The organism is Sorangium sp. So ce367 (assembly GCF_051520455.1).
Lineage (GTDB): Bacteria > Myxococcota_A > Polyangia > Polyangiales > Polyangiaceae > Sorangium > Sorangium cellulosum_B.
On the sequence record NZ_CP150334.1, the window covers coordinates 4,451,587 to 4,477,100 of the forward strand.

Consider the following 25,514-nt stretch of genomic DNA (forward strand, 5'->3'; position numbering starts at 1 on the left):
CGCCATGTAGTTGCTTAGACTACGCTTGGCCATGTCTGACGGATGGTTGAACGCATTCCCTCATTCGACCGCCAATTCCCACCGAAGCCGCCGAGACGTGGCGGTTTCTGCCGGTTGACGCCAAGCAGCCGGCGTCGGTACCGTCGCGGCATGCGTTGCATTGCGCATTCGCTTTCGATTCTTCTTGCGCTCGGGGCCGCAACAGGCTTCCCGAATTCGGCCAGCGCGGACAATAGCCATCCGAAGGCGGGACCGAGCGACCGAGCGACGGTGAAGGAGCATGTTCGCCGCGGTCAGAAAGCGCGCAAGGCCGGGCTGTGGACCGAGGCAACCGCTGAATACAAGGCAGCTTTCGAGGCCGCAGACGCGGCGACCAGCACCGAGGTGGAGCGCGCGGAGCTCGCCGGCGAGCTCGGCCTTTGCGAACTCGCGCTGCACAAGTACCGCGACGCGGCCGAGCACCTGGCCAGGAGTCTAGAACAGCGCGAAGTGTTGCCGGAAGCGCTCCAGCGGCGATTCGAGGCAGGGCAGCGCAAGGCAGCGCCGCACGTCGCGCGGCTCGTGCTCGGCGTCGATCCGCCCGACGCCGAGGTGCTCGTCGACGGCAAGCGCATCGGCCGGACCGCGCGCACGTACACGCTGTTCTTCGAGCCGGGCCAACACATGGTGCGGGGCCGTGCACCGGGCTGCAAGGACGCGCTTCATTCCTTGCGCGCCGTGGCGGGCGCGGAGCACGAGTTCACGATGCCGTTGCTGTGTGCGGCGGCGAGCGGCACCAAGGAGGCGAGCAGCGCCAAGGGGACCGCGACCACGACGGCGACTCCGGTGCGCGCTTTGCCCGCTCCGCGCGCGCACGCCCCCAGCCCGTGGGCCTCGTGGCCGGGCACGCTGCGTGTCGTGGGAATCTCGCTCGCGACGGGCACCGTATCGGCAGGCGCCATCCTCATGATCAGCGCCAGCAAGCTCGATCAGGACATGAGCGCGCGGCGTGACCAGCTCGAGAGCGACCCGAGATCGAGTTCGTCCATGTGCTGGCAAGCGCCGGAGCGCTCGCCGTGCGGCGAGCTGCGGCGCCTGCGCGACGCGCGCAACCTGTCCGACCGGGTGGGCATGGCCCTGGTCATCACGGGCGGTGTGATCGGCGCGGCCACCGCCGCGTCGTTCTTCACGGACTTCTCCTTCCTGGGCCGCACGTCAGCTCAGGATCGGGTCCAGATATCGCCCGTCGTGACCGGGCACGAGACGGGCGTGAGCATCGAGGGGGTGTGGTGACCATGCCGAGTACCGAGGGGATGCGGCCACAGGCAGACCGAAGAGCGGTGGCCGCCGCCGTTGCTGTCGTGGTCTGTGCGTGGGGAGCGAGCAGCACGCTGCTAGCTTGCACTTCGTACCGTGACGATTGCTGGGAAGTGATGGAGTGCGCCCCTGCGCCTGAGCCGACTGTCTGTGACGGCAACCCAGCGACGGCAATGGCGCTCGACGAGTGCGGGGTGTTCGTCAGCGAGCAGGGCGACGACAACAGCCCCGGAACGAAGGACGCGCCGGTGAAGACCCTGCAACACGCGATTGGGCTCGCCGCGCATGGGCGAAGCCACGACGAGAAGCCGACCCGGCGCGTGTACGCGTGCGGAGGGGAGTTCGCGGAGACGATCACGCTGCCCTCGGGGGTCGACCTCTGGGGCGGGCGCCTGTGTGACGGCGGGGATTGGTCGTACGAGGGGTCATTCGGCGGGCCGGAGCACCCGACGATCATCGCTCCGCCGGGGGGGATCCCGCTGAGGGTGATCGCAGGCGAAAAGGAGGGCAAGACGTCAACGGTCTTCGGCGCGAGCGTCAAGGCGGCCGGCGCCTCGGCACCCGACGGCAAGTCGTCGATCGCGGTGATCTTGAGCGCGGGGGCCAGGGCGATCGTGCGGGAAAGCGTGATCGTCGCGGGCGACGGCAAGGACGGGGAGCCGGGGAAGGACGCGCCGAGCTTCCGCGCGAATGCCGGCATGGTGGGGAACGACGGCGCGAACGCCTGCACCACGGACTCCCCGACGGGCGCGCTGGCAGTCGTGACTGTGTGCGACGATGGCGTCGAGTCCGCCGGAGGCTACGGGGGCGACGGTGGGCTCGAGTCGGGAGGCGATGGCGCTCCGGGGCAGCCGCGGCCCGCGGAGAATCCAGAAGGCAACGGCCTTGGAGGCACTGGCGCGGGCAGCGCGCGTTGCGGTGATGGCGAAAACGGGATGGACGGCCCTGACGCCGGTCGCGCGGACGGTGCTGTTGGCGCAGGCTACCTCACCGAAAACGGCTGGATGGGAATCCGCGGTGATGATGGAAAGAGGGGCGGCGTCGGTCAAGGAGGGGGCGGCGGTGGCGGCAGCAAATCGCGGGGAGCGATGGGGGCGTGCCCAGCTGGCCGCCCGCAGGCCGGCGCAGGTGGCGGCTCCGGTGGCAGCGGCGGCTGCGGTGGCCTTGGGGGCAAAGGCGGTGGCTATGGCGGGTCGAGCATCGGCGTCGTTGCCCTGCAGGGAAGCGCGGTGACGCTCGAGGCGACTCGGGTGACTACGGGCAACGGTGGCAACGGCGGGGTCGGCGGCACAGGCCAACCGGGCGGAGGGGGCGCCGTCGGCCGCTATGGAGGAACGCCTCCTCCCGGTGTTAGTGAGATGTGGCCCGCGTGCAAGGGGGGCACCGGAGGCGACGGCGGTCGCGGGGGCGACGCCGGCGGCGGCCTCGGAGGATCCTCCTACGGCGTCGCTGCTCACAGCGCCTACGTGGGCATCGGGCCGGACTCTCCTGTACAGCTTGGAAAACCTGGCCAGGGCGGCAGCGCAGGTAATGCAGGACCAGATGACGAGGTGGGGATGGGCGAGGATGGCGACTCCATGCCTTACCGTCAATTCGACGTGCCCAATCCCGCCCCGCCCCGCTGATTGTCCCCCTCGCTACGACACGACATCGAGGAAGAACGATGCGAACCACAAGAGCGATCCATCTGTCCCCCGCGCTGCTGCTCGCCCTGGCCGGCTGCGGCACCGCGCCGGGCCCCAACGAGCCTGGCGGACCGGCGTGCGACGGCACCTCGTCGTGTCAAGGCGAGCCGCCGCCGGAGTCGGTCTGTCTCGAGCGTCTCGCCGCCGATGTGTGGGAAGATGGATGCGGCGTGTTCGTGGGGGGCGTCTGGGGCAGCGGCGACGACGCGAACCCCGGCACGACCAAAGACAAGCCGGTGCGCACGCTGCAGCGCGGCGTGGAGCTCGCGCGTACCGGCCGAGGGCGCGTCTTCGCGTGCGCCGACGGGTTCTTCGGGCCCCTGACGCTGCCTTCCGGCGTGGATCTCATCGGGGGGTTCGGCTGCGTGAGCTGGAAGCGCCAGGCCGACACGCGCTCTGTGCTTCAGATTTCGGACAGGCCGGACATCGTCCTGACCGTTGTGCCGGCGAGCGACGGCGACAGCGGCGCCGCGGACGGGGTATCGACAATCGTCGACATGATCTTGGATGGGTGGAGCCCGATCACGATGCTTGTTCGCTCGAACACGGCCGTGGAGCTCATCCGGAGCGAGCTCCGCACCTCCTACGGATGGGCAGGCCACGATGGCGAGAAATGGGGCGGGCTAAACCAGGCACCGCGCGGACCGGATGGCGTGTATGGCGGCGATGCGTGCTCGGCAGACACGGTCCCCGGCGGCCCGGCGGTGATGAATCCGTGCGATGGCGGAATCCCGAGCGCCGGTGGCAAGGGAGGCGACGGGCGCGCCGACGGCGCTGGAGATGGGGAGGCCGGCGAGCCCGTACCCGAGCCGGACCCCGGCCACGATGGGCAGGGAGGACTTGGCAATCGGGCAGACGGTGGTTGCAGCGGCGGTTTCACCGGGAAAAACGGCATGTGGGGTACCGTCGGCGCCGCGGGTCAGGGCATCGGGCGTATCACCGAGACAGGATGGGAGGCCGATTGGGCAGGCAACGGCGATAGGGGCATGCCGGGTCAAGGCGGCGGCGGGGGCGGTGGCCGTCGAGGCGGCCTCGCCGTGTGCGGCGTGGCCTCGAAGGGAGGCGCCGGCGGCGGCTCCGGAGGCGCCGGTGGCTGCGGTGGGCGAGGCGGTCGAGGGGGTGAGAACGGCCACCCGACGATCGGGATCGTCGCGCTCCACGCCAACCTGACGGTACGCGACACCGTGATCGAGACGCTCGCCGGGGGACCGGGTGGCGACGGCGGGCCACCCGAGCAAGGGGGCAAAGGCGGTCGAGGCGAACTGGGCGGCGCCGTGGGAGACGGCACCTGGTCCTGCAAGGGTGGCGACGGCGGCCTAGGGGGCGATGGCGGCTACGGCGGCCCTGGGCGCGGCGGCGACTCGATCGGCATCGCCTACCTCGACGAAGCTCGGCTCACGCTCGAGGGGGTGACCTATACTCTCGGACCGCCGGGGAAGGGCGGCGTGAGCTGGGATTGGTCTGGCGAAGAGATCCGGGGGGAGGACGGCACCCGGGTCGAGACGCTGCGTTTCCCTGAATAGGATCACGACACTTCAGGCGAACCCTGTAGTGACAGGGCGCCGACGGTGACACACGCGGAGCTCCACGAGGGCGCCCGCGGGCCTGCTGGTGGCGACGTGGACAGCCGCGCGGCGCCCCAGGAGCACGACGCCGAGACCTTGCTCGCGGAGCTCGCCGGCGAGGGTCACGAGCTCAGCGGCGTCCGCCTCGACCCCGCGGCCGGTCCGAAGGCCGTGGCGCCACGCACCCCCAAGCACACCTCTCCGGTTCCGCGACTGTCCGCGCATTGAGGACGGACAACCTGGCGCTCGGGGCGCGATCCACGGCCGAGCAATGTCCTAGCGCTTTGGTGGGGACGCTTGCTTCTGGAGGACGTGCGGGCGAGCGTGCGCGAGCGAGAAAAATCGCGGGGTGGAGGCAATGCGCATGGGCGAAAGATCCAGACCGAGGCGACGGAGGACGATCCTTGCGGTCGCTGTGGCCGCCCTGGCGTTCGGCGCCGCGGGGGCAGGTTGTTTGTGGAAGTTCGGGGACGACACGTTCGGGAGCTTCTGCGCGGCGGCGGTGGGCGGCGAGGAGCACTGCGTGGGCGAGAATCAGGGGCCAGGCGCCGCGTGGGCCCAGGCGGAGAAGGACGGCGCTCTGCCCATCGAGGTGTGGGCCACCTGGCCGAACAACAAGACGCCGGAGGAGATCGTCGCGAGCGAGACCTCGCTCGGCGTCTGGTTCGGCCACATCGACGAGGCGATCGCGTACGTGCGCGACGACGCGAGGAACGCCGAGTCCCTGCGGGCGACGCTCGCGGGCAAGCTCGCGCGGCTGCTCGACGAGGCGAGGGACCGCCAGAGGGTGCTGCTCGCGGAGGCACCAGTCGACGCGGCCGGCAACTTCAGGGCGGCGATGCTCGACAAGGCCAGCGCCGAGAGGGAGCCGCTCGCCGCCACGCTCGCGGCCGACAGGCAGGCGATGGCGGCCGTGCAGGTGATCTTCGACCAGGCCCGGGACGAGGCCGCCCCGCTGCGATCGAAATACGCGGGCGTCGCTGCGCGCTTCGCCGCGTACCGCGCGACCGAGGCGGCGGAGACGGCGGCGTACGCGGCGCTCTCGGCGCAGGCGTCGCAGTCGGACATCGACGGCCTCGACGGCGCGGAGCAGGCCGTGCTCGCGGCGGCGCGCGAGGCGAGCCGCGCGCCCGGCGAGCTCACCGCGGATATCCTGGGGTGGTCGGCGACGCTCCAGGTCTTCGCGGCCTCCTTCGATGAGGCGATGGCGCCGCACAGGGAGCTGCTCGCCACGCACGGCGCCGTGCTGCCGGACATGACGTCGGGCGCGCTGCGCTCGCTGAACGCGATGCTGGGTTACGTGAAGGGTCGCGTCGCCCGGAGCGACGCGACCGCGGCGGCGCTGCTCGGCGGCATCGCGCTGCGCCGGCAGGCGCTCCGCGTGCTGCAGATGGACGAGGGGGCGCGCGAGGCCGTCGCAGGGGCGCGGGCGCGCAAGGCGTCGGACGCCTTCGAGCAGCGTGCGCGCGCGCAGGTCACGGCGCTGTCGGCGGCGCCACCGGTGAGCGAGAAGCTCGGGCTGCCGCTCTTGGCCGAGCGGTGCGGCGAGCTCCTGGCGCTGGCGCAGCTGCGACCGCTCTGCGAGGCGGCGGGGTCGTCCTGGCGCGAGGCCGGTTGCACAGCGCTTCGGGGGCGGTTCGACGCCGCGGAGGCCGAGCTCAGGACGGGGGTGCCTCAGAAGATCGCGGCGGGTCTCGCGGCGCTGCGGGAGAAGGGCATGGCCGCGGCGGAGCTCGACGCGGCTCAGGCGAGGCTCGACGCGGGGGACGTGAAGGGCGCCGCGATCGCGTATGACGCCGCCGTGCGCGGCGCGGAGGGGACATGAGAGGCTCCAAGGACGTTGCGCGGCGCGGCTGGAGCGTCGCGGCGCTGCAGAAGCTCGTCGCGCTGATCACTGCGGTGGTGTTGGTTGCGCCCTCGTTCGCGTGGGCCGGCACGCCGTACAGGCTGGACTGGGAGCGCACGGAGCTCAGCTCCTCGTGCGAAGGGGCGTTCCTCGTCGGACACAACTTCTTCAGCGTAAACGACACGCCGCTGACCACGTACGAGGTCCCCGGCGCGCTGGTGGATCTCCCCGACGGAACGCAGACGAACAGGGCGGAGACGGAGTTCGACTCGGTGCTGCTCCAGATGGGAGCGAACGACTTCCACTTCCATGTGAAGAACTCCGCCGGCGAGGACTGGTGCACCGAGTCGCACGAGGTGGTGCACCTCGTCTCGGAGCCGCTCGGGCTGAACAAGCCGCTCTTCGATGTCCAGCGCCGCGGGGAGAAGTTCTCCGGCAACACCGAGGTCGACCTGAGCCTCGCGGAGATCAACCCGGCGCTGGCGCGCGACATCGAGATCCTGCTGGCCGAGATCGCCAAGGAGCGCGAGGCGCTCGTGGCGAACGCACGGGCGGTGGGCCTGCTGGCGGAGAAGATGGACCTGCTCCAGCAACTCGACACCGAGCTCAAGGATCTGGTCAGCCGGCCGCTGGATGAGATCTCGCGGACCGACCTCGAGGCGATTCTGGACCGGTACAAGGACGCGGTCGCGCCGGATACGCGCGCGGCGATGGAGCAGCTCGTCGACGACCTGAAGCGGAGCGTCAGCGATCTCGAGGACGAGCTCGCGCGGCTGATGGACGAGTTCGGCGCGCAGGCGGACGAGGTGGCGGACCTGGCGACGGAAGACGCGCGCGCCGAAGGGTGGGATCCGGACGATCCGCAGGCGTACGCGCTCGGGGAGAGCGAGGTGCCGTGGGTCGAGGTGCCCGACATCGCGGAGGTGGAGGGGGCGTTCGACGAGGGGAGGGATCCCTACGAAGCGTACGCGGACGCGGTGCTCGCGGCGCTGGAGGCGGACGTGAGCGGCCGGGTGGTGGTCTTTCGGGCAGACTTCGTGGCGAACGTGAGGGCGTGGCGAGCCAACAGCGCGGCGCTGGAGATCGCGTTGCGCGACCGGATGGGGGTGTCGCTGGCGGAGACCAACGCGTTCCTGAAGGCGCAGAACCGGATCACCGGGTTCGTGCGGCAGTTCATGGATGCGTCGGACTGGTTCGAGGATTCGCCGGTGCCGGCCGACCTGCGGGCGCAGGTGGACACGGTGCTCAAGCCGCGGTTCGATGCGCTCGCCGACCAGATGAAGGACAGCCTGAACCAGTGGACGGGGGACGGGCTCGACCTAGAGCAGACGCAGCTCTACCAGACGATCAGCGCGTTCGCGGGGGCGATGTCGACGGTCGGCGAGGGCTTCGAGGCGTACGCGGAGGTGATGCAGACGCTGGTGCACGCGACGACGCGCATCGGGGTCGGGTTCGTGCCGGTGGTCGGGCCGGCGCTGGACCTGTGCGAGGCGGTCACCGGGAAGGCGTGGTGCCTGCCGTCGGGGCAGGAGCTAAGCGATGAGGAGCGGATCTTTTCGGGCCTGGGCTTCGGGCTCGGGGCGGTCGGGCCGATGTGGCGTGCGGTCAAGACCAGCAGCGGCCTGCGACCGGCCGCGATCCGGGTGGCCGGGGAGATCGCCGAGATCGAGGAGTTTTTTGCCAAGATCGTGAAAACGAACCGCGTCCGGGGCTACAAGAACCTCCGCGGGGCGATCACCAAGCAGAAAAAAATAGACATTTTCGAGAAGAAAGCGGCCAAGTTCCTGGTGGACGACGGCAGGTCGCTCGTTGGGGTCGGCGACGATGGGGTGCGCAGGGTGCTCGACATTCCGAGGGAGTCACCGACGGGTACCATCGAGGGGAAGGCGCCCGACTTCCTGTCGGTGTCCAGCGGGCACAAGCTCATCCTGAGCGAGGCGAAGGGCGGCGGAACGATCGACGCCTTTGACGTGCGCGATCAGCTCTTGAATGCGATGAGGGCGCTGAAGGACAAGTGGGGGCTCGCTGGCGACGTGCAGCGGGTCGAGCTCATCATGGAGCAGGGGGCGAAGTTCGAGCCGAATAAGTTCATCGTCAAGGACGGCTACCTGTTCGATTCGGACGCTGGCAAGCTCCTTACCCTCGATGGCTTCAATAAGCCCATCATGGTGATCCGGCTATGAGCTCAGGACCTCGATTCTTCGCCTGGTGCGACGAGCCAGAACGGATCGATGCGCTCGCAGCGGCATTGTCTGCGCTGATGATTCCGGGGGATCTCATCAGCCTGGGTATGAGCGCGACCATAACGTGCAGAACACGCTCCGTCGAAGACGTCCTTGCCACGGTCCGCGCCCACTTCGGAGGACGGAACAGCGCTCACGTGTCGTCCGGCGTGATGCTCAACGATTCCGAGCGCGTCATGGTTTTCAGCGCCGCGTGCTACCCTGAAGAAAGCGAGCGTGATCATCCTTACGGCCCCCTCAAGGCGAAGGCGGGCGAACGGAAGTGGGATTTCTACCCGTACGAGATCCCCGTGGGCAGGGGCCCCCGCTCCGTGGAAGCCGAGGCAGCGGTCGCCTACCATATGGTCCAAGGCGACATCGAGGACCTCCTGCTCCGCCTCTGCGCGCCGGACGCGAGCGGGCGCGTGCCGACCGGCGCCTGTACGGGCGAGGAGGACTGGATCGCCCCGGTCGAGATGTGCGCGACCTACAGCGCGAACGCCGCGGAGCTCGCGCGCGACCTCGCCCTGTCGTGGGTCAGCCTCCACGACAAGGAGAGTGTCTCGCGCATCGCAGGCACGTCGCTGGAGGCGCTCCGCGCGCGGGTGGAAGCCGCGCCGCGCGGCGCACGCGTGCCCATGAAAAGCACGAGCGAGCTCACGGGCTCGCTCTCACGCGAGACCGTGCTCAAGGCGCTCGCGACGCCGCCGGCCACCCTGCTCGATGCGCTCGAGGCCGCGGCTGTGTCCGACGACGCGTGGCGCGCGGCCGAGCCCCAGGCGCGCGAGCTCCTGGAGCTACGCCGCCAGCTTGACGACGAAGCCGCGGGGGAGGTCCCCCCCGCCTTCTGGGTAGATATCACGACGCGCGAGCACACCCGCTTCCTGGAAGAGCACTCCCCCTTCCACGTCCGCCGCCTCCCGAGCGGCGGGGTGGTGCTGGCCACGCACCCGTACCGCACGCTCTGGCCGCTCTGGGCCGACGCGCTCTTCGTGCTCGGCCTCCTGTCCTGACGCAGGCTATCTCATGAGGATGATCAAGCGATGAGAGAAGGGCCGTTTTTCTTCGCCTGGTGTGACGAGGCACAACGGGTCGATGCGTTCGGCGCGGCGCTGTCGGCCCTCATCAAGGAGCAGCAATACTTTATCCGCGCGATCATGGACCGCGACACGGAATGCAACACGATCTCCGTGGACGAGGTGCTCGCGCTGCTCCGCGGGCACTTCGGGCGCACCGACGCCGAAGCCTACTTCGTCGCGTCGTTGAGCCAGGAACACTTCGTCCATTGCATCCTTCGCTGCTTCACCGACAGGAGCGAGCGTCTCAAGCCGATGGGCCCCATCCACATGCACGCCCGCCAGATCGAGGACTTTTCCCCCATGCACATGGACCTCGCCCTGGGGAGGGGCCCGCGCTCCGTGCAGGCCGAGGCCGTGCTCGCGTGGCACATGGCGCTGGAAGACATCGACGACGTCCTGCTCCGCCTCTGCGCGCCGGACGCGAGCGGGCGCGTCCCGACCGGTGGCTGCACGACGGCGCGGACCTGGCTCGCGCCGGTCGCCCTGTGCGCGACGTACAACGCGGACGCCCGCGACATCGCGCGCGATCTCGCCCTGTCGTGGCTGTGCCTCCATGACAAGGAGAGGGTGTCGCGCATCGCGGGCCTGCCGCTGGAAGCGCTCCGCGCGCGGGTGGAAGCCGCGCCGCCTGGAGCGTGCGTCGCGCTGAGACATAGCAGCGGGCACTCGAGCTCGCTCTCCCGTGAAACCGTTCTCAAGGCGATGGCGACGCCGCCCTCCGCCTTGCTCGAGGCGCTCGAAGCAGCGGCGGAGAAGCCCGATGGCGCGTGGCGCGCCGCAGAGCCGCGCGCGCGCGAGATCTACGAGCGGACGCTCCCGTTCCGGGGGCGCGACGGACAGGGCACGGAGACAGGCGACGGCTCGCCGCTCTCGCAGGTCGAGATCACCATCGACCACTTCGAGTTCCTGGTCGATCACGCCCGGTTCTACGTCCGGCGCCTGCCGAGCGGCGGCGTGGTGCTGGCGACCCATCCGTACCGCACGCTCTGGCCGCTCTGGGCCGATGCGCTCTTCAGGCTCGGCCTGATGTCCTAACGATCCCGCCCAGCCGCCGCGGCGTGCCCGCCTCGCTCGAGCGCATCGACCTGGTCGTCGAGATCGCCGGCCGGCGCTTCGAGGAGCGATTCGCCTGCCCCTGCGAGCTGAACAGCGAGACGACGTTCTCGTGGGACGGCAAGGACGCCTCCGGGCGCCCCCTCGAAGGCGCGCAGCCGGTGACGGTGCGGGTCGGCTACGTCTACCGGGGTGTCTACATGGAGCCCGCGGAGCGCAGGAAGGCGTTCGCGGCGTTCTCGAGCACCCCGATCGTCGGCACCAGGACACGAGGCGACGTCACGCTGTGGAAGGTCTGGCGCGGGGCGCTCGGTATTATGCTGAGCGCTCGCTCCCAGGGGCCTCGCGGCTGGATGCTGAGCGAGCACCACGCCTACGAGCCCATCGGGCGGGTGCTTCACCTTGACGACGGGCGGCGTCGCCGTGCCGGTGCGCTCGGCAACGTGTTGACCACCGTGGCGGGCCACGGTTGCGCAAACTGCGTGCTGAGGGATGGCGAGCGGGCAACGGCGGTGCCGCTCAATGCTCCCTCGGGCGTGGCCGCGGCGACGGACGGCAGCATTTACGTCGCCGATACGTTCCACCACCGGGTGCACCGCGTGGGCACAGACGGCGTGATTGAGGCCCGTGGCCGGCACAGGCAATGAGGGGGATCGCCGCGACGGCGGGCCTGCGGTCGCCGCCGAACTCGACGTGCCGCGCGGGCTCGCGCTCGGGCCTGATGGCCGCCTGCGCATTGCCGAGCAGGGCGGCAATCGCGTGCGGCGGGGTACACCCGACGGGACGATCGCGACCGTGGCCGGTACAGGCGCGGCCGGGTACAGCTGGGACGGCGGCCCCGCCGCGCTGGCCACATCGACGAGTCCGTTCAGCATCGCGGTAGGGCTCGACGGCAGCGTCTACATCGCCGATAGGGGCAATCACAGCGTCCGTGGTGTGGCGCCCGACGGCATCATTGACACGGTGGCCGGCACGGGGGCGTGGGGCTTCGGAGGCGACGGCGGACCGGCCGAACCCTCTCGCCCGGTGCGCGTGGGTCGCGTTCTGTGCGGTGTGCCTACCTTGGGGCCCCTCGGTGTCACCTCCGCGCGCGTCGCTGAGGGGGCGCGCAGAACTACCAAATCGAGCCCTTCATTTTCCCCGTTTTTCGGCCCCTCAGCGACGCTTCCCAGAACACCTAACCCCGCGATACGGCTCGATGTTCTTTCCGAGCGCGTATCCCGGTAGTTCGCGGCGAACTACCGGGAGCGCAGAACTACCGTTTCGTGCCCCTTCCGGCGGCGTCGGTCACGGTTGCGAACGAACCCAACACGGATGGAGGTACATCATGACACGAGCGGCGCTCGCCCGTGTATCGGCCCCCCTTGCGCTTCGTCAGGTGGAACACGGCACACGCGTGGTCGAGAGGACATTCCCGGACGTGCCTGGCCGAGGATCGTGCCCCCCGAGGGGGCTTGCCCATCCCGTCACAGCAACGGCGACGCTCGCGATCCCGCTGGACGGCCTCACGCTCACAGCGCCGCACCCGGAGATGCTCTCGCAGAAGAACGTTGAGTCGGTCACCGGGATCCCGGCACGCGTCTACCTCGACACGATCCGCGGACCGGGCTTCCCGCTCCCGGTCACGAGGCTTGGCAAGCTGCGCCTCGTCCAGCGCGAAGCGTTCGTCGCCTACCTCCAGGCGCTGGCTGGTGACCCAGAATCGCGCCGTGACGAAGAGGTGGATGAGCGCACGCGGGTTGCCGCCGTGCTGGCCTCTGCCGGCCTCGAATCTGTTCCGTGTTCGCGCTCCGGCCGGGCGAGCGCTCCTTCCGCAGGAGCAAGCCGTGCTAGGCTGCCGCCGAAGTAGAGCGGGCCCGCTCGGCGCAGCGAACGCCGGACGGGCCCTTGATCGACCCCCGCATCACCGGAGACCGATCCATGACCGACGTACCCCAGCGACGGGCGCGCGCCAAGCGCTCGGCTTCATTCCCCACCACATCCCTCCCTGCACCGGCGTCGACCGATCGGCGTTTGCGTTCGAGCCGCTCTGGCGGGCGCCCCTCTCCGGCCGCGGAGGCAGCTGTGCCCGTCGCAGACTCGCCGAGTTCGGCGAGCACGACGGATCGCCCGAAGCTGGCCGCCCGCGCCCCTGGCAGTCCAGCAGGAGAAAAGCGCGCCAACGGCTCCGGGTCCGTCCGACTGCGCGGGAAGACGTGGACCGCGCGCCTCAGCCTTGGCGAGGCCGGTCGATCCACGTTCAGCTTGCCGACGTGCCGGACCGAGCAGGAAGCCAACGCGCGCTTGGAGGTGCTGGCCGACCTCGCCGGGCGTCTGCTCGCGGCCGGCCAGATCGTCCTCGGCTTGCCGCTGCTGGAGCGGGCTGCTGCACGCGAGGGCAGCGCGCTCCGCGACGTCCGGCTTGCCATCGAGCAGCTCTGCAGGGGCGAAGCGCGTGCTCGCGCGTCCGGGGAAACAACCTTCGCTGAGTTCGCCGAGTTGGTTGTTTCTGGAAGGCTCGCCGAGCAATACCCACTGCATGTGAAAGCGCTTCGCCATCCCGAGCAATACCGGCATAAGCTCAATCATGTTTTGGGGGTACTCGGGCCCGTTCCTCTCTCTCGTTTGACGCTCGACCATGCGGATCGCGCGATCTCCATGCTGCCAGGACATCTTGAGGACTCCTCGCGTCAAGGAGTCGCAAAGGTCATTCATCGGATACTCGCGCTCGCGACCTATCCGGCGCGCATCATCGCCAGCAATCCGCTGCCACGTGGATGGATCCCCAAGGCGGAGGACAACAAGGCCAAGGGCTCCCTCTATCCCGACGAGGATAGGCGTCTCATGGCAGCGGTGCATATTCCGCTGTCTTATCGGATCTATTATGGCTTCCTGATTCGCGAGGGAATGCGGGCAGACGAGGCCGGAAGGCTGGAGCCGTCCGACCTCGATCTCGAGCGCGGCGCCGTGGTGCTCGATGAGAACAAGACGGATGACCCACGCGCCTGGGCACTCTCACCCGACGTCGTGCGCGCGCTTCGGACCTATTTCGCTATATCTCCCCCGAAGGAGCGTGTCTTCATTGGGCCGAGCGGGCCCCTGCCGGGGCGCAGTGGGGCGCACAACTTTCGAAATCACCTGCGCCGTGCTGGCATCGATCGACCCGAGTTGTTCGAGACCACGCAGTCACGGCTGAATATACGCTTGCACGACACCCGCGCGACCTTCATCACCATCAACCAAACCGAATACAGGTAAAGTCACAAAGGATTCAACCCCCAGCGAGCTGCCGGTCGTTGCCGCAGAGGCGCTGCTGGCGTTGGCACGGTGGCTGCGTGCACAGTCGAGCGACGCGCCGCGTGAGCGGCGAGGTCCGGGAGGGACGGTGCCACATGCCCCAGCAGAGGACCACCGAGGAGCATCTGTGGGCGGCGCTGACGCGGGACAGTCAGGCGCAGCTCGTGAGCGTCCTCAGCAGCATGCTGAGCCGTTGCCTGGCGGCGCGCCAGGAGGCGGCCGATGACAACCATGGCAGGGTCCTGCACGAGCATCGAGGCGCGCCCGACGAAGCTCAGCAGTCGCCACCTCGATCGGCTTGCGGTCGTGTACATACGCCAGTCATCGGTGTACCAGGTCCAGCACAACCAAGAGTCGACACGACTGCAATACAGCCTCGAAGCGATGGCGCGGGGGCTCGGCTGGCAAGCGGAGCGGATCCTGGTACTCGACGAGGACCTCGCAACCTCGGGGGCTTCGGCGGCGGGGCGCCACGACTTCCAGCGGCTGTTGGCCGAGGTCGCTCTGGATCACGTCGGGATGATCCTGGGCGTGGAGATGTCGCGAATCGCACGCTCGAACAAGGACTGGCACCAGCTGCTCGAGCTATGCGCTCGCTTCGGCACCCTCATTGCAGATTTGGACGGTCTCTATGACCCGTCGCAATACAACGATCGACTGCTGCTGGGGCTGAAAGGGACGATGTCCGAGGCCGAGTTACACATCCTGCGTCAACGGCTGCTCCAGGGCAAGCTGCAGAAGGCGCGCCGTGGAGAGCTGAGCAAGCCAGTGCCCTCGGGCTACCTGCTGCAAGCCTCCGGCGAAGTGGTCCTCGATCCCGACGAGTCAGTCCGGGCGGTCGTGCGCTTCATTTTCGAGCAGTTCGAACGCCTCGGCAATGTGCGTGCCGTGCTGTGCGCGATGGTCGAGCAGGGGCTCCAGATCGGCGTGCGTCGTCGAACCGGGGCAGACCGCGGTGGCCTTGAATGGCACCGTCCCCATCGTGGCATGGTCGCGAACATACTTCGCAATCCGATCTATGCGGGAGCCTATGTGTATGGGCGGCGCAGGATGGACCCACGTCGGCAACAGCCAGGCCGCCGCGCTACGGGGCGCACGCCGCTCGTGGAGCCAGCGGACTGGCAGGCCTGCGTCCGTGATTGCCTTCCGGCGTATATCAGCTGGGAGCAGTTCGAGCGTAACCAGCTTCGCCTGAAGGCCAACCGTACGCAGGCGGCCTCGGGCGCCGTGCGGCGTGGGAGCGCCTTATTGCAGGGGCTCGTCAAGTGCGGGCGCTGCAACGTGCGAATGTCGGTGCAGTACGCCTCATGCAAAAAGAACGGACGCCTCTACCCGCGTTACGTCTGCAACGACGAATCGATTCACCATGGTGGTCGGCTTTGCACCAGCATCTCAGGCCCGTGTGTCGATCGGGTGGTTACGGCGTTGGCGCTTTCGGCATTGACGCCGGCCGCGCTAGAGATCAGTCTGCGGGTCCGCACCGATCTCGAGCAGCAGCGTGCGCAGCAGGAAGCCCTCTGGCAGCAGCGCCTCGAGCGTGCACGCTACGAAGCAGAGCGCGCCGCTCGGCAGTATAGGAGCGTGGAGCCAGAGAACCGGCTTGTAGCCCGCACGCTTGAGCGAAGCTGGGAAGACGCGCTCCGCGCCGAGCGCGAGTTGCGCGAAGCGTACGAACGGCACTCTCAGCAGGCGCCTCAACACCTGACGGCCGAGGACCTCGCCGCTATCCGTGCCCTTGCCACAGATCTGCCTGCGCTTTGGAACGCGCCCACAACGACGGTCATAGAGCACAAGACTGTGTTGAGGCTATTGATCAATCACGTGGTAGTCACGACCGAAAACGACACGTCGTGGATGGATCTCATCGTGCATTGGGTCGGTGGGCACCAAACATATCAGCGCATCCGCCGCCCCGTTCACAACCTGGGCAAGACGGGATACAAGGATGCGCTTATGGCGACGATCTACGACCTGCGGCGCAAGGGGCTCACGGCAGAACGGATCGCCAAGCAGCTCAACGCAGACGGCTGGATCACTCCGACTCAGCAAAACCAGTTTAACGGTCGATTGATCTTTGCGATGCTGTCTCGCTACGGCGCCGTCCCGCGGGGGCCCAAGCCGCCGCCGCGGAACGCCGAAAACGCCTGGTGGGTTGCGGACCTGGCTCGCGAGTTGAAGATGCCCGTTGTCACCCTGCATGGGTGGCGCCGCCGTGGCTTGGTGCAAGCTCGCCGGATCGAAGGCCAGTGGGCAGTAACCGCCGACAAGGTGGAGCTACGACGGCTCCGTCGACTCCGTCGTGAACACCCTCTACCGCCGAGCAGGAAGGCCTCGAAAAGAATGTGACAGGAGTTGCATCATGCGTGGTCGATCACCATCAAGCTCGCGAACGGCCGCACGGAGACGTGGATCTCCGATCGGACCGGGCATAAGTCGAGCCGTCAGATTCACCACTACAAGCGCGCGGCACGCAAGGTTGCTGAGCTCGGCTTGGGGGACTTCGCGCCTCTCGACGAGGCGATCCCCGAGCTGAACGGCAGGGGCGGCCGTTTATTAGGTGGAAGTGATCCCATGTCCGCGGGCCCGGAGGCGGGCTCGCCGTCGCCGAGCAACGGCGCGTCCTTCGTCCGCGCGCTGCACCACCGAGCGCCGGCCGCGGTCGATGACCACGCCGGCCAGCCCGCAGCGGGCGCCCCGGTGGCTGCAGGCGGCCCGTTGGGCCCGCGTTGGGCCACGCCGGAGAGCGAGCCGGCCGCGAATCAGACGGAACATATTGAAATTATTGACATTTATTCCGCCTCTGCCGCGTCGTCTCAGAAATCCTGGCGGGATTCCTGACACACGGAGCTACCGGGCGCGGGCGCGCCGGTACTCTCCCGGTGTCGTGCCCGTCCAGCGACGGAAGCTGCGGTAGAAGTGGCGCGGCTCGCCATAGCCGAGCAGGAACGCGATCTCCTGGAGGGCGAGGTCAGGCCGGCGGACGAGATCGAGCGCCTTCTCCCGCCGGGCCTCGTCGAGCTGCGCCGTGAACGACGTGCCGATGTCCTTGAGCGCGCGCTGGAGCGAGCGCGTGCTCATGCCCAGAGAGCGCGCGACCCCCTCCTGGTCCACGTCGCCGCGGTCGAGCCGCTCGTCGATGCGGGCGCGCACGCGCGCGTCGAGCGCCGCGGCGCTGGCGGGCGCGGCGCGCGCGGCGAGGAGCTGCTCGGCGTGGCGAACGAGGTAATCGCGGACCGACGGGTCCGCGCCGACCAGGGGCGCGTCGAGCAAACGCGCATCGTAGACGAGGCCCGTGGCGCCCGCGTCGAAGCGGGCCGGAGCCCCGATCGCCTCCTCGTAGAGCGACGGCGGGTGCCGGCGAGGATGGCGGAACAGCGCCTCGATCGGCCGCGCCGAGCCGCCGAGGTAGAGCGCGATGAAGCGCGCGAGCGTCGCGATCATCATCTCGATCGGCTCGGCCATGGCGACGACGCGCGGCTCGTGCTCGAGCGCGAGCCGGGCGACCCCGCCGCGCTCCTCGAGGGTGATACGGAGGTACGGGTCCATCAGCCGGCAGAAGCGGCCATAGACGGCGACGCCCTGCCGCACGGTCTCGCTGTGGCGAAGGACGTGCCCCACGATGCCGACGACCGAAACCGGGATGCAGCGCGCATAACGCAGCCCGAGCGGCTCGCCGGGGAGGCGCTGGAGAAGGACCTCCCACAGCGAGAAGAGCGATGCATACGGCACGAGCTCGTCGGGCGCGGCGAGGACCTCGGGCGAGACGCCGGCCGCCCGGAGGAGATCCTCCTGCGGGACTCCGCACGACGAGGCGAAGGCGATGAGCCCGGCAGGCATGGATGCGAACACGAGATCGCCGTCGGACATGGCGTGCGCCGAGGATAGCGCAGACGCCCGGGGGCTCAGCGCCGATCCCGCCGCGCTCGAAATCCAGCTTGAACGAGCGCTCCGGCTCGTGGCATCCTCGACATGCACGAAAAGGGGGGGACGATGGCGGTGCATCACATCGCGCTGGCGACCAGCGATCTGGTCGCCACACACCGGTTTTATACCCGGGCCATGGGGTTCCGTCTCGTGAAGGTCATCGCGGTGCCTTACGAGGGCAGCCGCGACGGGGGCTGGGCGAGGCACGCCCTGTATCGGACCAGCGAGCCCGATGGTCCGCTGCTGGCGTTCTGGGATCTGCACGAGGAGACGGTGCGGGGCCGCTTCAGGACCGATCTCTCGACAGGGCTCGGGCTGCCGGTGTGGATGAACCACCTGGCTTTCAGCGCCCCGACGGGCGAGGTTTACGGTCGGATGCTCGCGCGGTGGCTCTCGCACGGCCTCGAGGTGATCGAGCGAGATCGCGAGTTCTGCCGCTCGATCTGCACGATCGATCCCAACGGCATCATGGTCGAGTTCTGCCAGACCCTCCGGCCCTTCTCGGCCGAGGAGGTGGCCGACGCGGAGCGCTCGCTCTTCGATCCGATGCCGCCGCTCGAGCTGCCGCGACCCTCGATCGTCCACCGGTCGCAGCTGGGGTGACGCGCCTGCGCGCGACCGGGCCTCCGATGGGGATTGCGCCCCCTCGTCACGGCATGCCCAGCATGTTGGAGGATGAAGGCGCGCGCTGCGGTGTGGCTCAGGGCGCTGCCGGAGGACCTTCCCGGCAGGGCGCCACCCGATCGGCGCCGCCGAAGAACTCTTTCGCGAGCAGCGACCACGCCCGCGCGTTCTCCGGCGGGCCGCACTTGAACGGCGCCTTCGCGAGCTGTTTGCCGCGGAGCGCCGCGCGCTGCTCGCGGTAGTAGCGGATCGCCAGCTCGGCGGCGTACTCCACCACGCCGTTTCCAGGCTGGAACGAGTAATACGTGCCGCCCTTCACGATGGTCTCGTTCGGCGAGTACGGCGTGAGGCAGGTGATCCTCGTCCCGCAGCGCGCGACGATCCCGTCGTAGATCGGCGAGAGCGCCGCCTGCGACCACCCGCCGTGCGCGCCGTCGTTCAGGTGGAAGAGCTCGTGGAAGAGCGTCTCCCGCACGTCGTCCGCGGAGCGGTGGAGCGAGCCGGAGAGGTTGTACGCGACCGTCCAGCCCGAGGCGTACGCGGAAGGCGTCCGCGCCCGGACGGACCGGAAGTACCGGAGCGCGAGGGCGCGGTGCCGGTAGCGCACGGGCGAGCTGGCCGTGGCCGCGAGATCCGCGACGAAGGCGTCGAAGTCGGCGATCGCCGACACCGTCCACTCGAGGTGGCGGCGCTCGGCGCGCACCGGCAGCTCCGGGACGAGGTGGAGCATGCCGCGGTAACCGCCATCCATCATGTGCTCCCGCTCCAGCCCGGCGACGCTGCCGTTCTGGTCGAAGAGCGCGGTGGCGCTCGCTGCCGCCTGCGGGTCGCCTTGGTAGCGGAGCGCGAGCAGGCAGCGGATGCGCTCGTGCGCTGGGCTTGGCGCGGCCGCTGTCCCGGCGTTCCCGCGCCGGCAGGCGTCGATGGCGTCCCGGTGGGCGGCGGCGTCGCCCGGGAACAGGATCGCCTCGGCTTCGTCGGCCGAGATGGCGGGGGCCGGCTCGGTTGGGGCGGGGGAGGGCGTGGCGCCGTGCGCGCCATCGGCCTGCGCTGCTCCCGAGGATGCCGCGCCGGCGGGCCCAGGGGTTCTCGGGCCAGAAGGCGCGCTGGCTGCCGTGAGGGCCGGCGTGCCTGGCGCCGCCGCGGCCTTGCCGGCGGGGCCCGGGGGGCCGGGGCTCGCGGGGGCACACGCCGCGACGAACACCGGCAACGCGAGGGTCAATACGGCGGCGAGCGGCGTGGCCTCGGGGCGCATCCTGTCCAGGATGCCAGAACTTGGTGCGGCGATCATCCAACGATGTCCGTGAGGGCAGGGGAGGACGCCCATCGAAGCGCGACGGGCTCTCTGCGACGTGAACGCTACCCACCCGCGCGCCGCAGCCGCATGCGGAGAAGCCTGCTCCCGGAACGACGTGTCCCCGATGCAGGCCTTCTATGGCACCACCACGGTATCGTTCGTTTGCAGCGGCAGATCCCCGCGGAGATCGCCTTTCCCGACGACCTCATCGAACACGAACGGAATCCTGCGCTCGCCGATCGCGTCGCGCCGGACGATCACCACCTCGTCGGGATCGGCGAAGCGGGTGAATCCGCCCGCGAGGGCGAGCGCCTGGAGCACGGTGATCTGCGCCCTCGGCGTGAACTCGCCAGGACGCGACACCTCGCCCATCACGTAGACCCGGTAGCTGTGGAGCTCTGCCACCTCGACGCTGACGACCGGCTTCTCATGATAGAACTTGGCGGCCTGCGTCGCGATGTCCTCGGCGACGCCCATGACGGTGCGCCCCGACGCCAGGACGTCGCCGACGAGCGGGATCGTGATGAACCCGTCGGGTCGCACCGTGACGCGCTGGCTCAGCGCCTCGTTCTTCCAGGCGCGCACCTCCAGCACGTCGCCGGGGCCGACCGCATAGGCGCTCGTCGCGCGGCGCTCCGCATCGAAATCGACCCGCGGGGAGCGCGCGCCGCAGCCCGGGAGCGCCATGAGGACCGTGAGCGCGGAGCAGAGCAGGGCAATCCGGACACAGCGGGAGCACATGCGGTTTCCAGCCTCCTTGATGCGATGGCGCTCCAGCAAGCGCCGATCCCGCCGCCGCGCTCCGCGCCTGCTCCTCGCGCGCGCACTGGCGCTCTTCCCGCGTGCCGCTCGGGCCCGCGGTGCTAGATCCGTCGCGCGGAAGGGGGGAATGCGCGCCGCGCCTCATCGCGCCCGCGCAGGGCGCCTCCGCGCGGCCGTCACGAGGGCGCGGCGCGGGCCGCCCGTGCGCGGCGCGCACCACGCGAACGGCGCGCCACACCATGGCAGCGTGGGTCGTGTGCGCGCTGTGCGCGCTCGTCATCATCAAGCCGCAGGAGTTCATCCCCGCGCTCTCGGGGATTCCGCTCGTGCACGCGGCGTTCGGGATCACCCTGCTCTGCGTCGCCCTCGACGTCGTGTGGCGGCGGCTCAAACCGACGCTCGCGCCTCAGGTCGTCTATGCGCTCGCGTTCCTCGCCTGGGCAGCGCTGACCACCGCGCTGAAGCGCCCGACCGCGCTCGAGGAGCGCGGAATGCAGCTCGCGACCGTCGCGGGCATCTTCGTCGCCGTCGCCGTCGCCGCCGCCTCGCCGCGAGGGCTGCGGGCGCTCGCGATCACGCTCGTCGGCTGCGCCGTCCTCACGACCGTGGTCGCGATCGTGCAGGCGTTTCAGCCCCACGGCTGCATGATCGCGGCTCCCGATGACTGGGAAGGCAAGGGCGAGCTCGAGCCGGATGGGCGCCCCTGCGAGACCAACCTCGACTGCCGCATCGAGGCGCCCGTGCCCGACGGCAACTACCGGTGCGAGCGCCCCGGGCCGCTCGGCACGTCGACCATCGATGGCCGCGTCCGCTACCGCGGCTCGCTCGCCGATCCCAACGAGCTCTCGCTGATGGCCGGAATGTCGATCCCGCTCGCGATCGCGCTCGCCGAGCGGCGCTTCGGCCCGCGCCGGCCGCGCAAGTCCGTCCGCGGGGGCTCACCCTCGTCGGCTGGCGCGCCGCCCGGCGGCGCTGCGCCAGGGCCCCCGCGGGCCTGCGGGGCGCGCCGCGCGCTGACGCTTCCCGTCCTGCTCACGGATCGGCTGATCTCGCGCGTGGCCGGGGCGCTCCGCGCGCTCCCCGTGACGGCCGTCATCGCGGCGATCGGCGCGATGGTCGTCCTGTCGCGCTCGCGCTCGGGCGTCATCGTGTACCTGGCGGTCCTCGGCATCAGCTTCATCCGGCGGAGCGGCACGCTTGGCGTCATCGCCGCCTGCTTCGTCGGGCCGCCCATGCTCCTGCTCGGGGGCCGGAGCGGCGATGAGGCGAGCGAGAGCTCGGGCGAGCGCGTCGAGCTGCTCCGGGAAGCGTTCAAGATGATCCGCCGGACGAAGGGGATCGGCGTCGGCGCAGGGCAGTTCGGCGACGAGTCGTCGCTCGGCTTGACCGCCCACAACTCGTATCTCCTCGCCGCGGCCGAGACGGGCCTGCTCGGGATGTGCCTGTTCGCGCTCGTCCTGTACGCGTCGATCAAGGTGCCGCTGTCGATCTGGCTGGGCGACGTCGATGTCGGCCCCACGGCGAGGCGGTTCGCGCCGGCGATCTTCGTGAGCCTGTGCGGCGCGCTGATCGGCATCTTCTTCCTCTCGTGGGCCTACAAGGACATCCTCTACATGGTGTTCGGCGCCTCCGCCGCGCTCTACGGCGCCGCGCGGGCCGAGGACAGCCGCGTCGTGGTGCGCGTGTCCGGGAGGGAGGTCGCGCTCGTGTGCGGCGGGATGTCCCTGGTGCTCGTGCTGCTCAACGTCCTGCTCCGGTTCCTCGGGTGAGCGCGCCCGCGCGCGCCGGGCGCTCCGGGACGGCGGCGGCGCGGCCTCGCAGGTCGTCCGACGGGAGCGCCCTGGAATGGTGGTATGCTGGGCGGGATGTCGGCTCCCATCCGCAAGCCCGTCGACCCCGCCGCGGCGTCGATCCCGGCCGAGGCGCCGCGCGCCCCGACGGAGGCCGAGTGGGCCGCGATGTCGCCCGCTCAGCGCCAGCAGGCGATCACGGCGCTCGTCGACTCCATGTCCCAGGAGGAGATCGACGAGCGCCTGGCCATGGCCGAAGGGGACCCACACTTCGACGCCAAGGTGGAAGCCCGCGACACGCTCCGCGCCTGGTTCGGCCGGCGCGGGCGGCGCATCTACATCGGCGCCGAGATGAAGGTCCACTATCCGGGCGAGAAGGGCTTCACGCCCGACGTGATCGCGGTGACCGACGTCGATCCCACCCCGCGCCTCTGCTGGATGGTCAGCGCCGAGGGCAAGGGGATCGACCTCGCGATCGAGGTGCACTACGCCGGCAACTGGCGCAAGGACTTCGTCGACAACGTCGTGCGCTACGCGACCCTCGGGATCCGCGAGTACTTCATCTACGACATCCCGCGCGGACACCTCAAAGCTCACCGGTTACCGCCCACCGGCGTGCGGCGCTACGAGAGCATCCCCTCGCGCGCCGGGCGGTACCGATCGGAGGTCCTCGATCTGGATCTGGCGGTGGAGGCGGGACGTCTCCGCTTTTACGCGGATACCGCTGAGCTGGTCACTGCCAGCGAGCTGGTGGGCAAGCTGGAGGGGATGATCGAGGCCGCCGAGGCCCGGATCGAGCAGGAGCAGGCGCGGGCAGAGCAGGAGCAGGCGCGGGCGGAGCAGGCGGTGGGCCGGCTGTCGGCGGCGATCCTGATGCTGCTGGACGCGCGCGGCGTCCCGGCGAGCGACGAGGCGAGGGGCCGGATCCTCGGCGAGACGGACGTGGACGTCCTGGGACGCTGGCTCCAGCGCGCGGCGACCGCGGCAGCGGTGGAGGAGCTGTTCCTGGAGTCGACCGGCCGCTGACCGAAGCCGGACCGGGGGCTCCCGGGTCGGCGTGATTTCCTGGAGAGGGTCCATTCTCGGAATGGAACTGGCGATCTTCAGGCGAGCGACGTGGCATCAGGGAGCCGCGTACGACGCATTCAGCGCCATCCGGATCTCGGGTGTGTGCGCAGGCGCGAGATGCCTCTCGAGCAGGAGGCGCGCCCATTCTGCATGGCGTGACCGGTTGCACGACGCCGTTGCCTCGCGCATCGCCTCGTGGTCTTTTGAGGATACCGTGTCTTCCCTCACCCAGCAGATCGCCGCGCTCCCTGGCCCTCTCCTCGCTCGCCTCCGGGCTCGCGGGTTCGACCCCGATCGCGTCGCCCGGTGGGCCGCGTCCATCGGCAAGGACCGGGACGCCCGCAACCGCCTCCAGGGCACGGTCGAGCCGCCCGCGCCCGGCGATGTCGGCGACCTGCCCGCCGAGGGCACGCCCGAGCACGCCCGCTGCCGCGAGGCGGGCCTGGCCGCGCTGCGCCGGGGCGAGGTCGCCCTCTGCGTCCTCGCCGGCGGGATGGCCACCCGGATGGGCGGCGTGGTCAAGGCGCTCGTCGAGGTGCTGCCCGGTCGGACTTTCCTCGATCTGCGCCTCGCCGAGAGCGATCACCTCCGGCGCACGACGGGGGTCCCGGTCCCGCTGTGGCTGATGACCAGCGAGGCGACGAACGGACCGATCCGCGAGGCGCTCGGCCCGCGCCTCGATGAGCCGGGCGATCTGTGCGCCACGTTCGAGCAGCACGTCTCGCTGCGCCTGACCCCGGAAGGCGGGCTGTTCCTGGACGAGGCGGGCGAGCCGAGCGTCTACGCCACCGGTCACGGCGATCTCCCGGATGCCCTCCGCGAGAGCGGCCTCCTCGGCCGCTTCATCGCCCGCGGCGGGAAGATCGTCTGGATCGCCAACCTCGACAACCTCGGCGCGACCGTCGATCCGGTCCTCCTGGGCTGGCACCTCGGCCACGGCGGGCCGCTCTCCGTCGAGGTGGTCGACAAGGGCGGCGACAAGGGGGGCGGGCCGCTGCGGTGGAACGGCCGACCGGTGATGGCAGAGGACTTCCGGCTGCCGGTCGGGTTCGATCCGAAGGTCGTGCCCGTCTTCAACACCAACACCTTCCTGGCGAGCGCCGAGGCGCTCAACGCGCTCGCGCTGGACTGGATCTATGTGGAGGTCGAGAAGAAGGTGAACGACCGCAAGGCGATCCAGTTCGAGCGCATCCTGAACGAGGTCACGTTCGGGCTGCCGGCCCGGTTCGTTCGCGTCCCGCGTGAGGGCCTCGCGGCCCGGTTCCTTCCCGTCAAGGACGTCGAGGAGCTGGAGCGGCGGAGGCCGGCGATCGAGGCGATCGCCCGCGCGCGCGGCTTCCTCGGCTGAACCGAGGAGCGCAGGCCGCGGCGCGCGGCGCGCGGCTGGCGAGCGAAGGTGCCTGTCGTCGTGAATCGACGCGTGCGACGAGGCGCTGCGCGCCGCCGAGGAGCGCCCGAGCGCGCGCTGGCGGACGGGAGAAATGGATATGGCAGATGCGCAGACGGTCTCTCTGGACGCGGCGACGCCGGCGGATGCGGTGATCCTGTCCAACCTTCTCGAGCTGTACATTCACGATCTCAGCGACGTGTTCCCCGCGGTCGAGCTGGGGCAGGACGGGCGCTTCGGCTACCCCAAGCTCCCTCTCTACTGGTCGGAGCGGGAGCGGCGGTTCGCGTTTCTCATTCGATGCGGCGGGCGCGTCGCGGGGTTTGTGCTGGCGACGCGCGGTTCGCCGGCGGTGGAGGACCCGGACACCCTGGATGTGGCCGAGTTCTTCGTCCTTCGCCGCTATCGCCGCTCCGGCGTGGGCCGCCAGGCGGCGTGCCTCCTATGGAACGGCCTCCCCGGGAAGTGGACCGTGCGCGTCGCCGAGGGGAACCGGGGCGCTCTGGCGTTCTGGCGCGGTGTCGTCGCGGAGTTCACGAGCGGCGCTGTGACGGAGCTCGTGCGTCCTGGCCAGCCACACGCCTGGCGGGTGTTCTGCTTCGAGAGCGTGTCTGAGCGCGTCGCGCCCTGATTCCACGGC

Annotated in this window: 22 protein-coding genes; 19 read left to right on the forward strand and 3 right to left on the reverse strand. The window is 69.9% G+C overall.

Features of this window, described 5'->3' with window-relative positions:
- Window positions 1–270: 270 nt before the first annotated feature.
- From WME97_RS16995 to WME97_RS17060, 14 genes are all read left to right on the forward strand, one after another.
- A complete protein-coding gene (locus WME97_RS16995; protein WP_437555409.1) occupies window positions 271–1,272 on the forward strand; it encodes a hypothetical protein in 1,002 nt (333 codons plus the stop codon).
- A gap of 197 nt (window positions 1,273–1,469) precedes the next feature.
- On the forward strand, window positions 1,470–2,921 hold the full coding sequence (locus tag WME97_RS17000; protein WP_437552944.1) for a hypothetical protein: 1,452 nt from the start codon (window positions 1,470–1,472) through the stop codon (window positions 2,919–2,921).
- A 38-nt stretch (window positions 2,922–2,959) separates the two neighbouring features.
- On the forward strand, window positions 2,960–4,504 hold the full coding sequence (locus tag WME97_RS17005; protein ID WP_437552945.1) for a hypothetical protein: 1,545 nt from the start codon (window positions 2,960–2,962) through the stop codon (window positions 4,502–4,504).
- 45 nt (window positions 4,505–4,549) lie between these two features.
- Window positions 4,550–4,774: a hypothetical protein gene (locus tag WME97_RS17010; RefSeq protein ID WP_437552946.1), complete on the forward strand. Its 225-nt coding sequence runs from the start codon at window positions 4,550–4,552 to the stop codon at window positions 4,772–4,774.
- Between the two features lie 187 nt (window positions 4,775–4,961).
- Window positions 4,962–6,371: a hypothetical protein gene (locus WME97_RS17015; RefSeq protein ID WP_437552947.1), complete on the forward strand. Its 1,410-nt coding sequence runs from the start codon at window positions 4,962–4,964 to the stop codon at window positions 6,369–6,371.
- On the forward strand, window positions 6,368–8,575 hold the full coding sequence (locus WME97_RS17020; RefSeq protein WP_437552948.1) for a hypothetical protein: 2,208 nt from the start codon (window positions 6,368–6,370) through the stop codon (window positions 8,573–8,575). Before WME97_RS17015 ends, WME97_RS17020 begins: the two co-directional genes overlap by 4 nt.
- A 236-nt stretch (window positions 8,576–8,811) precedes the next feature.
- Window positions 8,812–9,627, forward strand: coding sequence for a hypothetical protein (locus WME97_RS17025; protein ID WP_437552949.1), 816 nt, complete (start codon window positions 8,812–8,814; stop codon window positions 9,625–9,627).
- A gap of 30 nt (window positions 9,628–9,657) precedes the next feature.
- Window positions 9,658–10,728 carry a hypothetical protein gene (locus WME97_RS17030; protein WP_437552950.1) on the forward strand — a complete coding sequence of 357 codons (1,071 nt, stop codon included), beginning with the start codon at window positions 9,658–9,660 and terminating at the stop codon, window positions 10,726–10,728.
- 23 nt (window positions 10,729–10,751) lie between these two features.
- Window positions 10,752–11,393, forward strand: a complete 642-nt coding sequence (locus tag WME97_RS17035; protein WP_437552951.1) for a hypothetical protein — start codon at window positions 10,752–10,754, stop codon at window positions 11,391–11,393.
- Window positions 11,374–11,973, forward strand: a complete 600-nt coding sequence (locus tag WME97_RS17040) for a hypothetical protein (protein WP_437552952.1) — start codon at window positions 11,374–11,376, stop codon at window positions 11,971–11,973. Before WME97_RS17035 ends, WME97_RS17040 begins: the two co-directional genes overlap by 20 nt.
- Window positions 11,974–12,073: 100 nt before the next feature.
- Window positions 12,074–12,595: a hypothetical protein gene (locus tag WME97_RS17045; protein ID WP_437552953.1), complete on the forward strand. Its 522-nt coding sequence runs from the start codon at window positions 12,074–12,076 to the stop codon at window positions 12,593–12,595.
- Between the two features lie 215 nt (window positions 12,596–12,810).
- On the forward strand, window positions 12,811–13,983 hold the full coding sequence (locus WME97_RS17050) for a tyrosine-type recombinase/integrase (protein ID WP_437552954.1): 1,173 nt from the start codon (window positions 12,811–12,813) through the stop codon (window positions 13,981–13,983).
- Between the two features lie 261 nt (window positions 13,984–14,244).
- Window positions 14,245–16,368: a recombinase family protein gene (locus tag WME97_RS17055; RefSeq protein ID WP_437545634.1), complete on the forward strand. Its 2,124-nt coding sequence runs from the start codon at window positions 14,245–14,247 to the stop codon at window positions 16,366–16,368.
- A gap of 6 nt (window positions 16,369–16,374) precedes the next feature.
- Window positions 16,375–16,860 (forward strand): hypothetical protein, encoded by a 486-nt coding sequence (locus WME97_RS17060; protein WP_437552955.1) that lies wholly within the window; start codon window positions 16,375–16,377, stop codon window positions 16,858–16,860.
- 9 nt (window positions 16,861–16,869) lie between these two features.
- Here the strand turns inward: WME97_RS17060 and WME97_RS17065 are convergent, their stop codons facing one another.
- Window positions 16,870–17,889 carry an AraC family transcriptional regulator gene (locus tag WME97_RS17065; RefSeq protein ID WP_437552956.1) on the reverse strand — a complete coding sequence of 340 codons (1,020 nt, stop codon included), beginning with the start codon at window positions 17,887–17,889 and terminating at the stop codon, window positions 16,870–16,872.
- A 123-nt stretch (window positions 17,890–18,012) separates the two neighbouring features.
- Between WME97_RS17065 and WME97_RS17070 the strand changes: the two genes are divergently transcribed.
- On the forward strand, window positions 18,013–18,549 hold the full coding sequence (locus WME97_RS17070) for a VOC family protein (RefSeq protein ID WP_437552957.1): 537 nt from the start codon (window positions 18,013–18,015) through the stop codon (window positions 18,547–18,549).
- Between the two features lie 97 nt (window positions 18,550–18,646).
- On the opposite strand, the gene WME97_RS17075 is transcribed toward WME97_RS17070, so the two are convergent.
- The gene (locus WME97_RS17075) at window positions 18,647–19,825 is read right to left on the reverse strand and encodes a hypothetical protein (RefSeq protein ID WP_437552958.1); all 1,179 of its coding nucleotides are present in this window, start codon (window positions 19,823–19,825) and stop codon (window positions 18,647–18,649) included.
- A gap of 177 nt (window positions 19,826–20,002) precedes the next feature.
- Window positions 20,003–20,608, reverse strand: coding sequence for a polysaccharide biosynthesis/export family protein (locus WME97_RS17080; protein ID WP_437552959.1), 606 nt, complete (start codon window positions 20,606–20,608; stop codon window positions 20,003–20,005).
- A gap of 260 nt (window positions 20,609–20,868) precedes the next feature.
- Between WME97_RS17080 and WME97_RS17085 the strand changes: the two genes are divergently transcribed.
- From WME97_RS17085 to WME97_RS17100, 4 genes are all read left to right on the forward strand, one after another.
- Window positions 20,869–22,398, forward strand: coding sequence for an O-antigen ligase family protein (locus tag WME97_RS17085; RefSeq protein ID WP_437552960.1), 1,530 nt, complete (start codon window positions 20,869–20,871; stop codon window positions 22,396–22,398).
- A 96-nt stretch (window positions 22,399–22,494) separates the two neighbouring features.
- Window positions 22,495–23,445, forward strand: a complete 951-nt coding sequence (locus tag WME97_RS17090) for a Uma2 family endonuclease (protein WP_437552961.1) — start codon at window positions 22,495–22,497, stop codon at window positions 23,443–23,445.
- Between the two features lie 256 nt (window positions 23,446–23,701).
- Window positions 23,702–24,835: a UTP--glucose-1-phosphate uridylyltransferase gene (locus WME97_RS17095; protein ID WP_437552962.1), complete on the forward strand. Its 1,134-nt coding sequence runs from the start codon at window positions 23,702–23,704 to the stop codon at window positions 24,833–24,835.
- A gap of 139 nt (window positions 24,836–24,974) precedes the next feature.
- The gene (locus WME97_RS17100; RefSeq protein ID WP_437552963.1) at window positions 24,975–25,505 is read left to right on the forward strand and encodes a GNAT family N-acetyltransferase; all 531 of its coding nucleotides are present in this window, start codon (window positions 24,975–24,977) and stop codon (window positions 25,503–25,505) included.
- The last annotated feature ends 9 nt before the right edge of the window (window positions 25,506–25,514 follow it).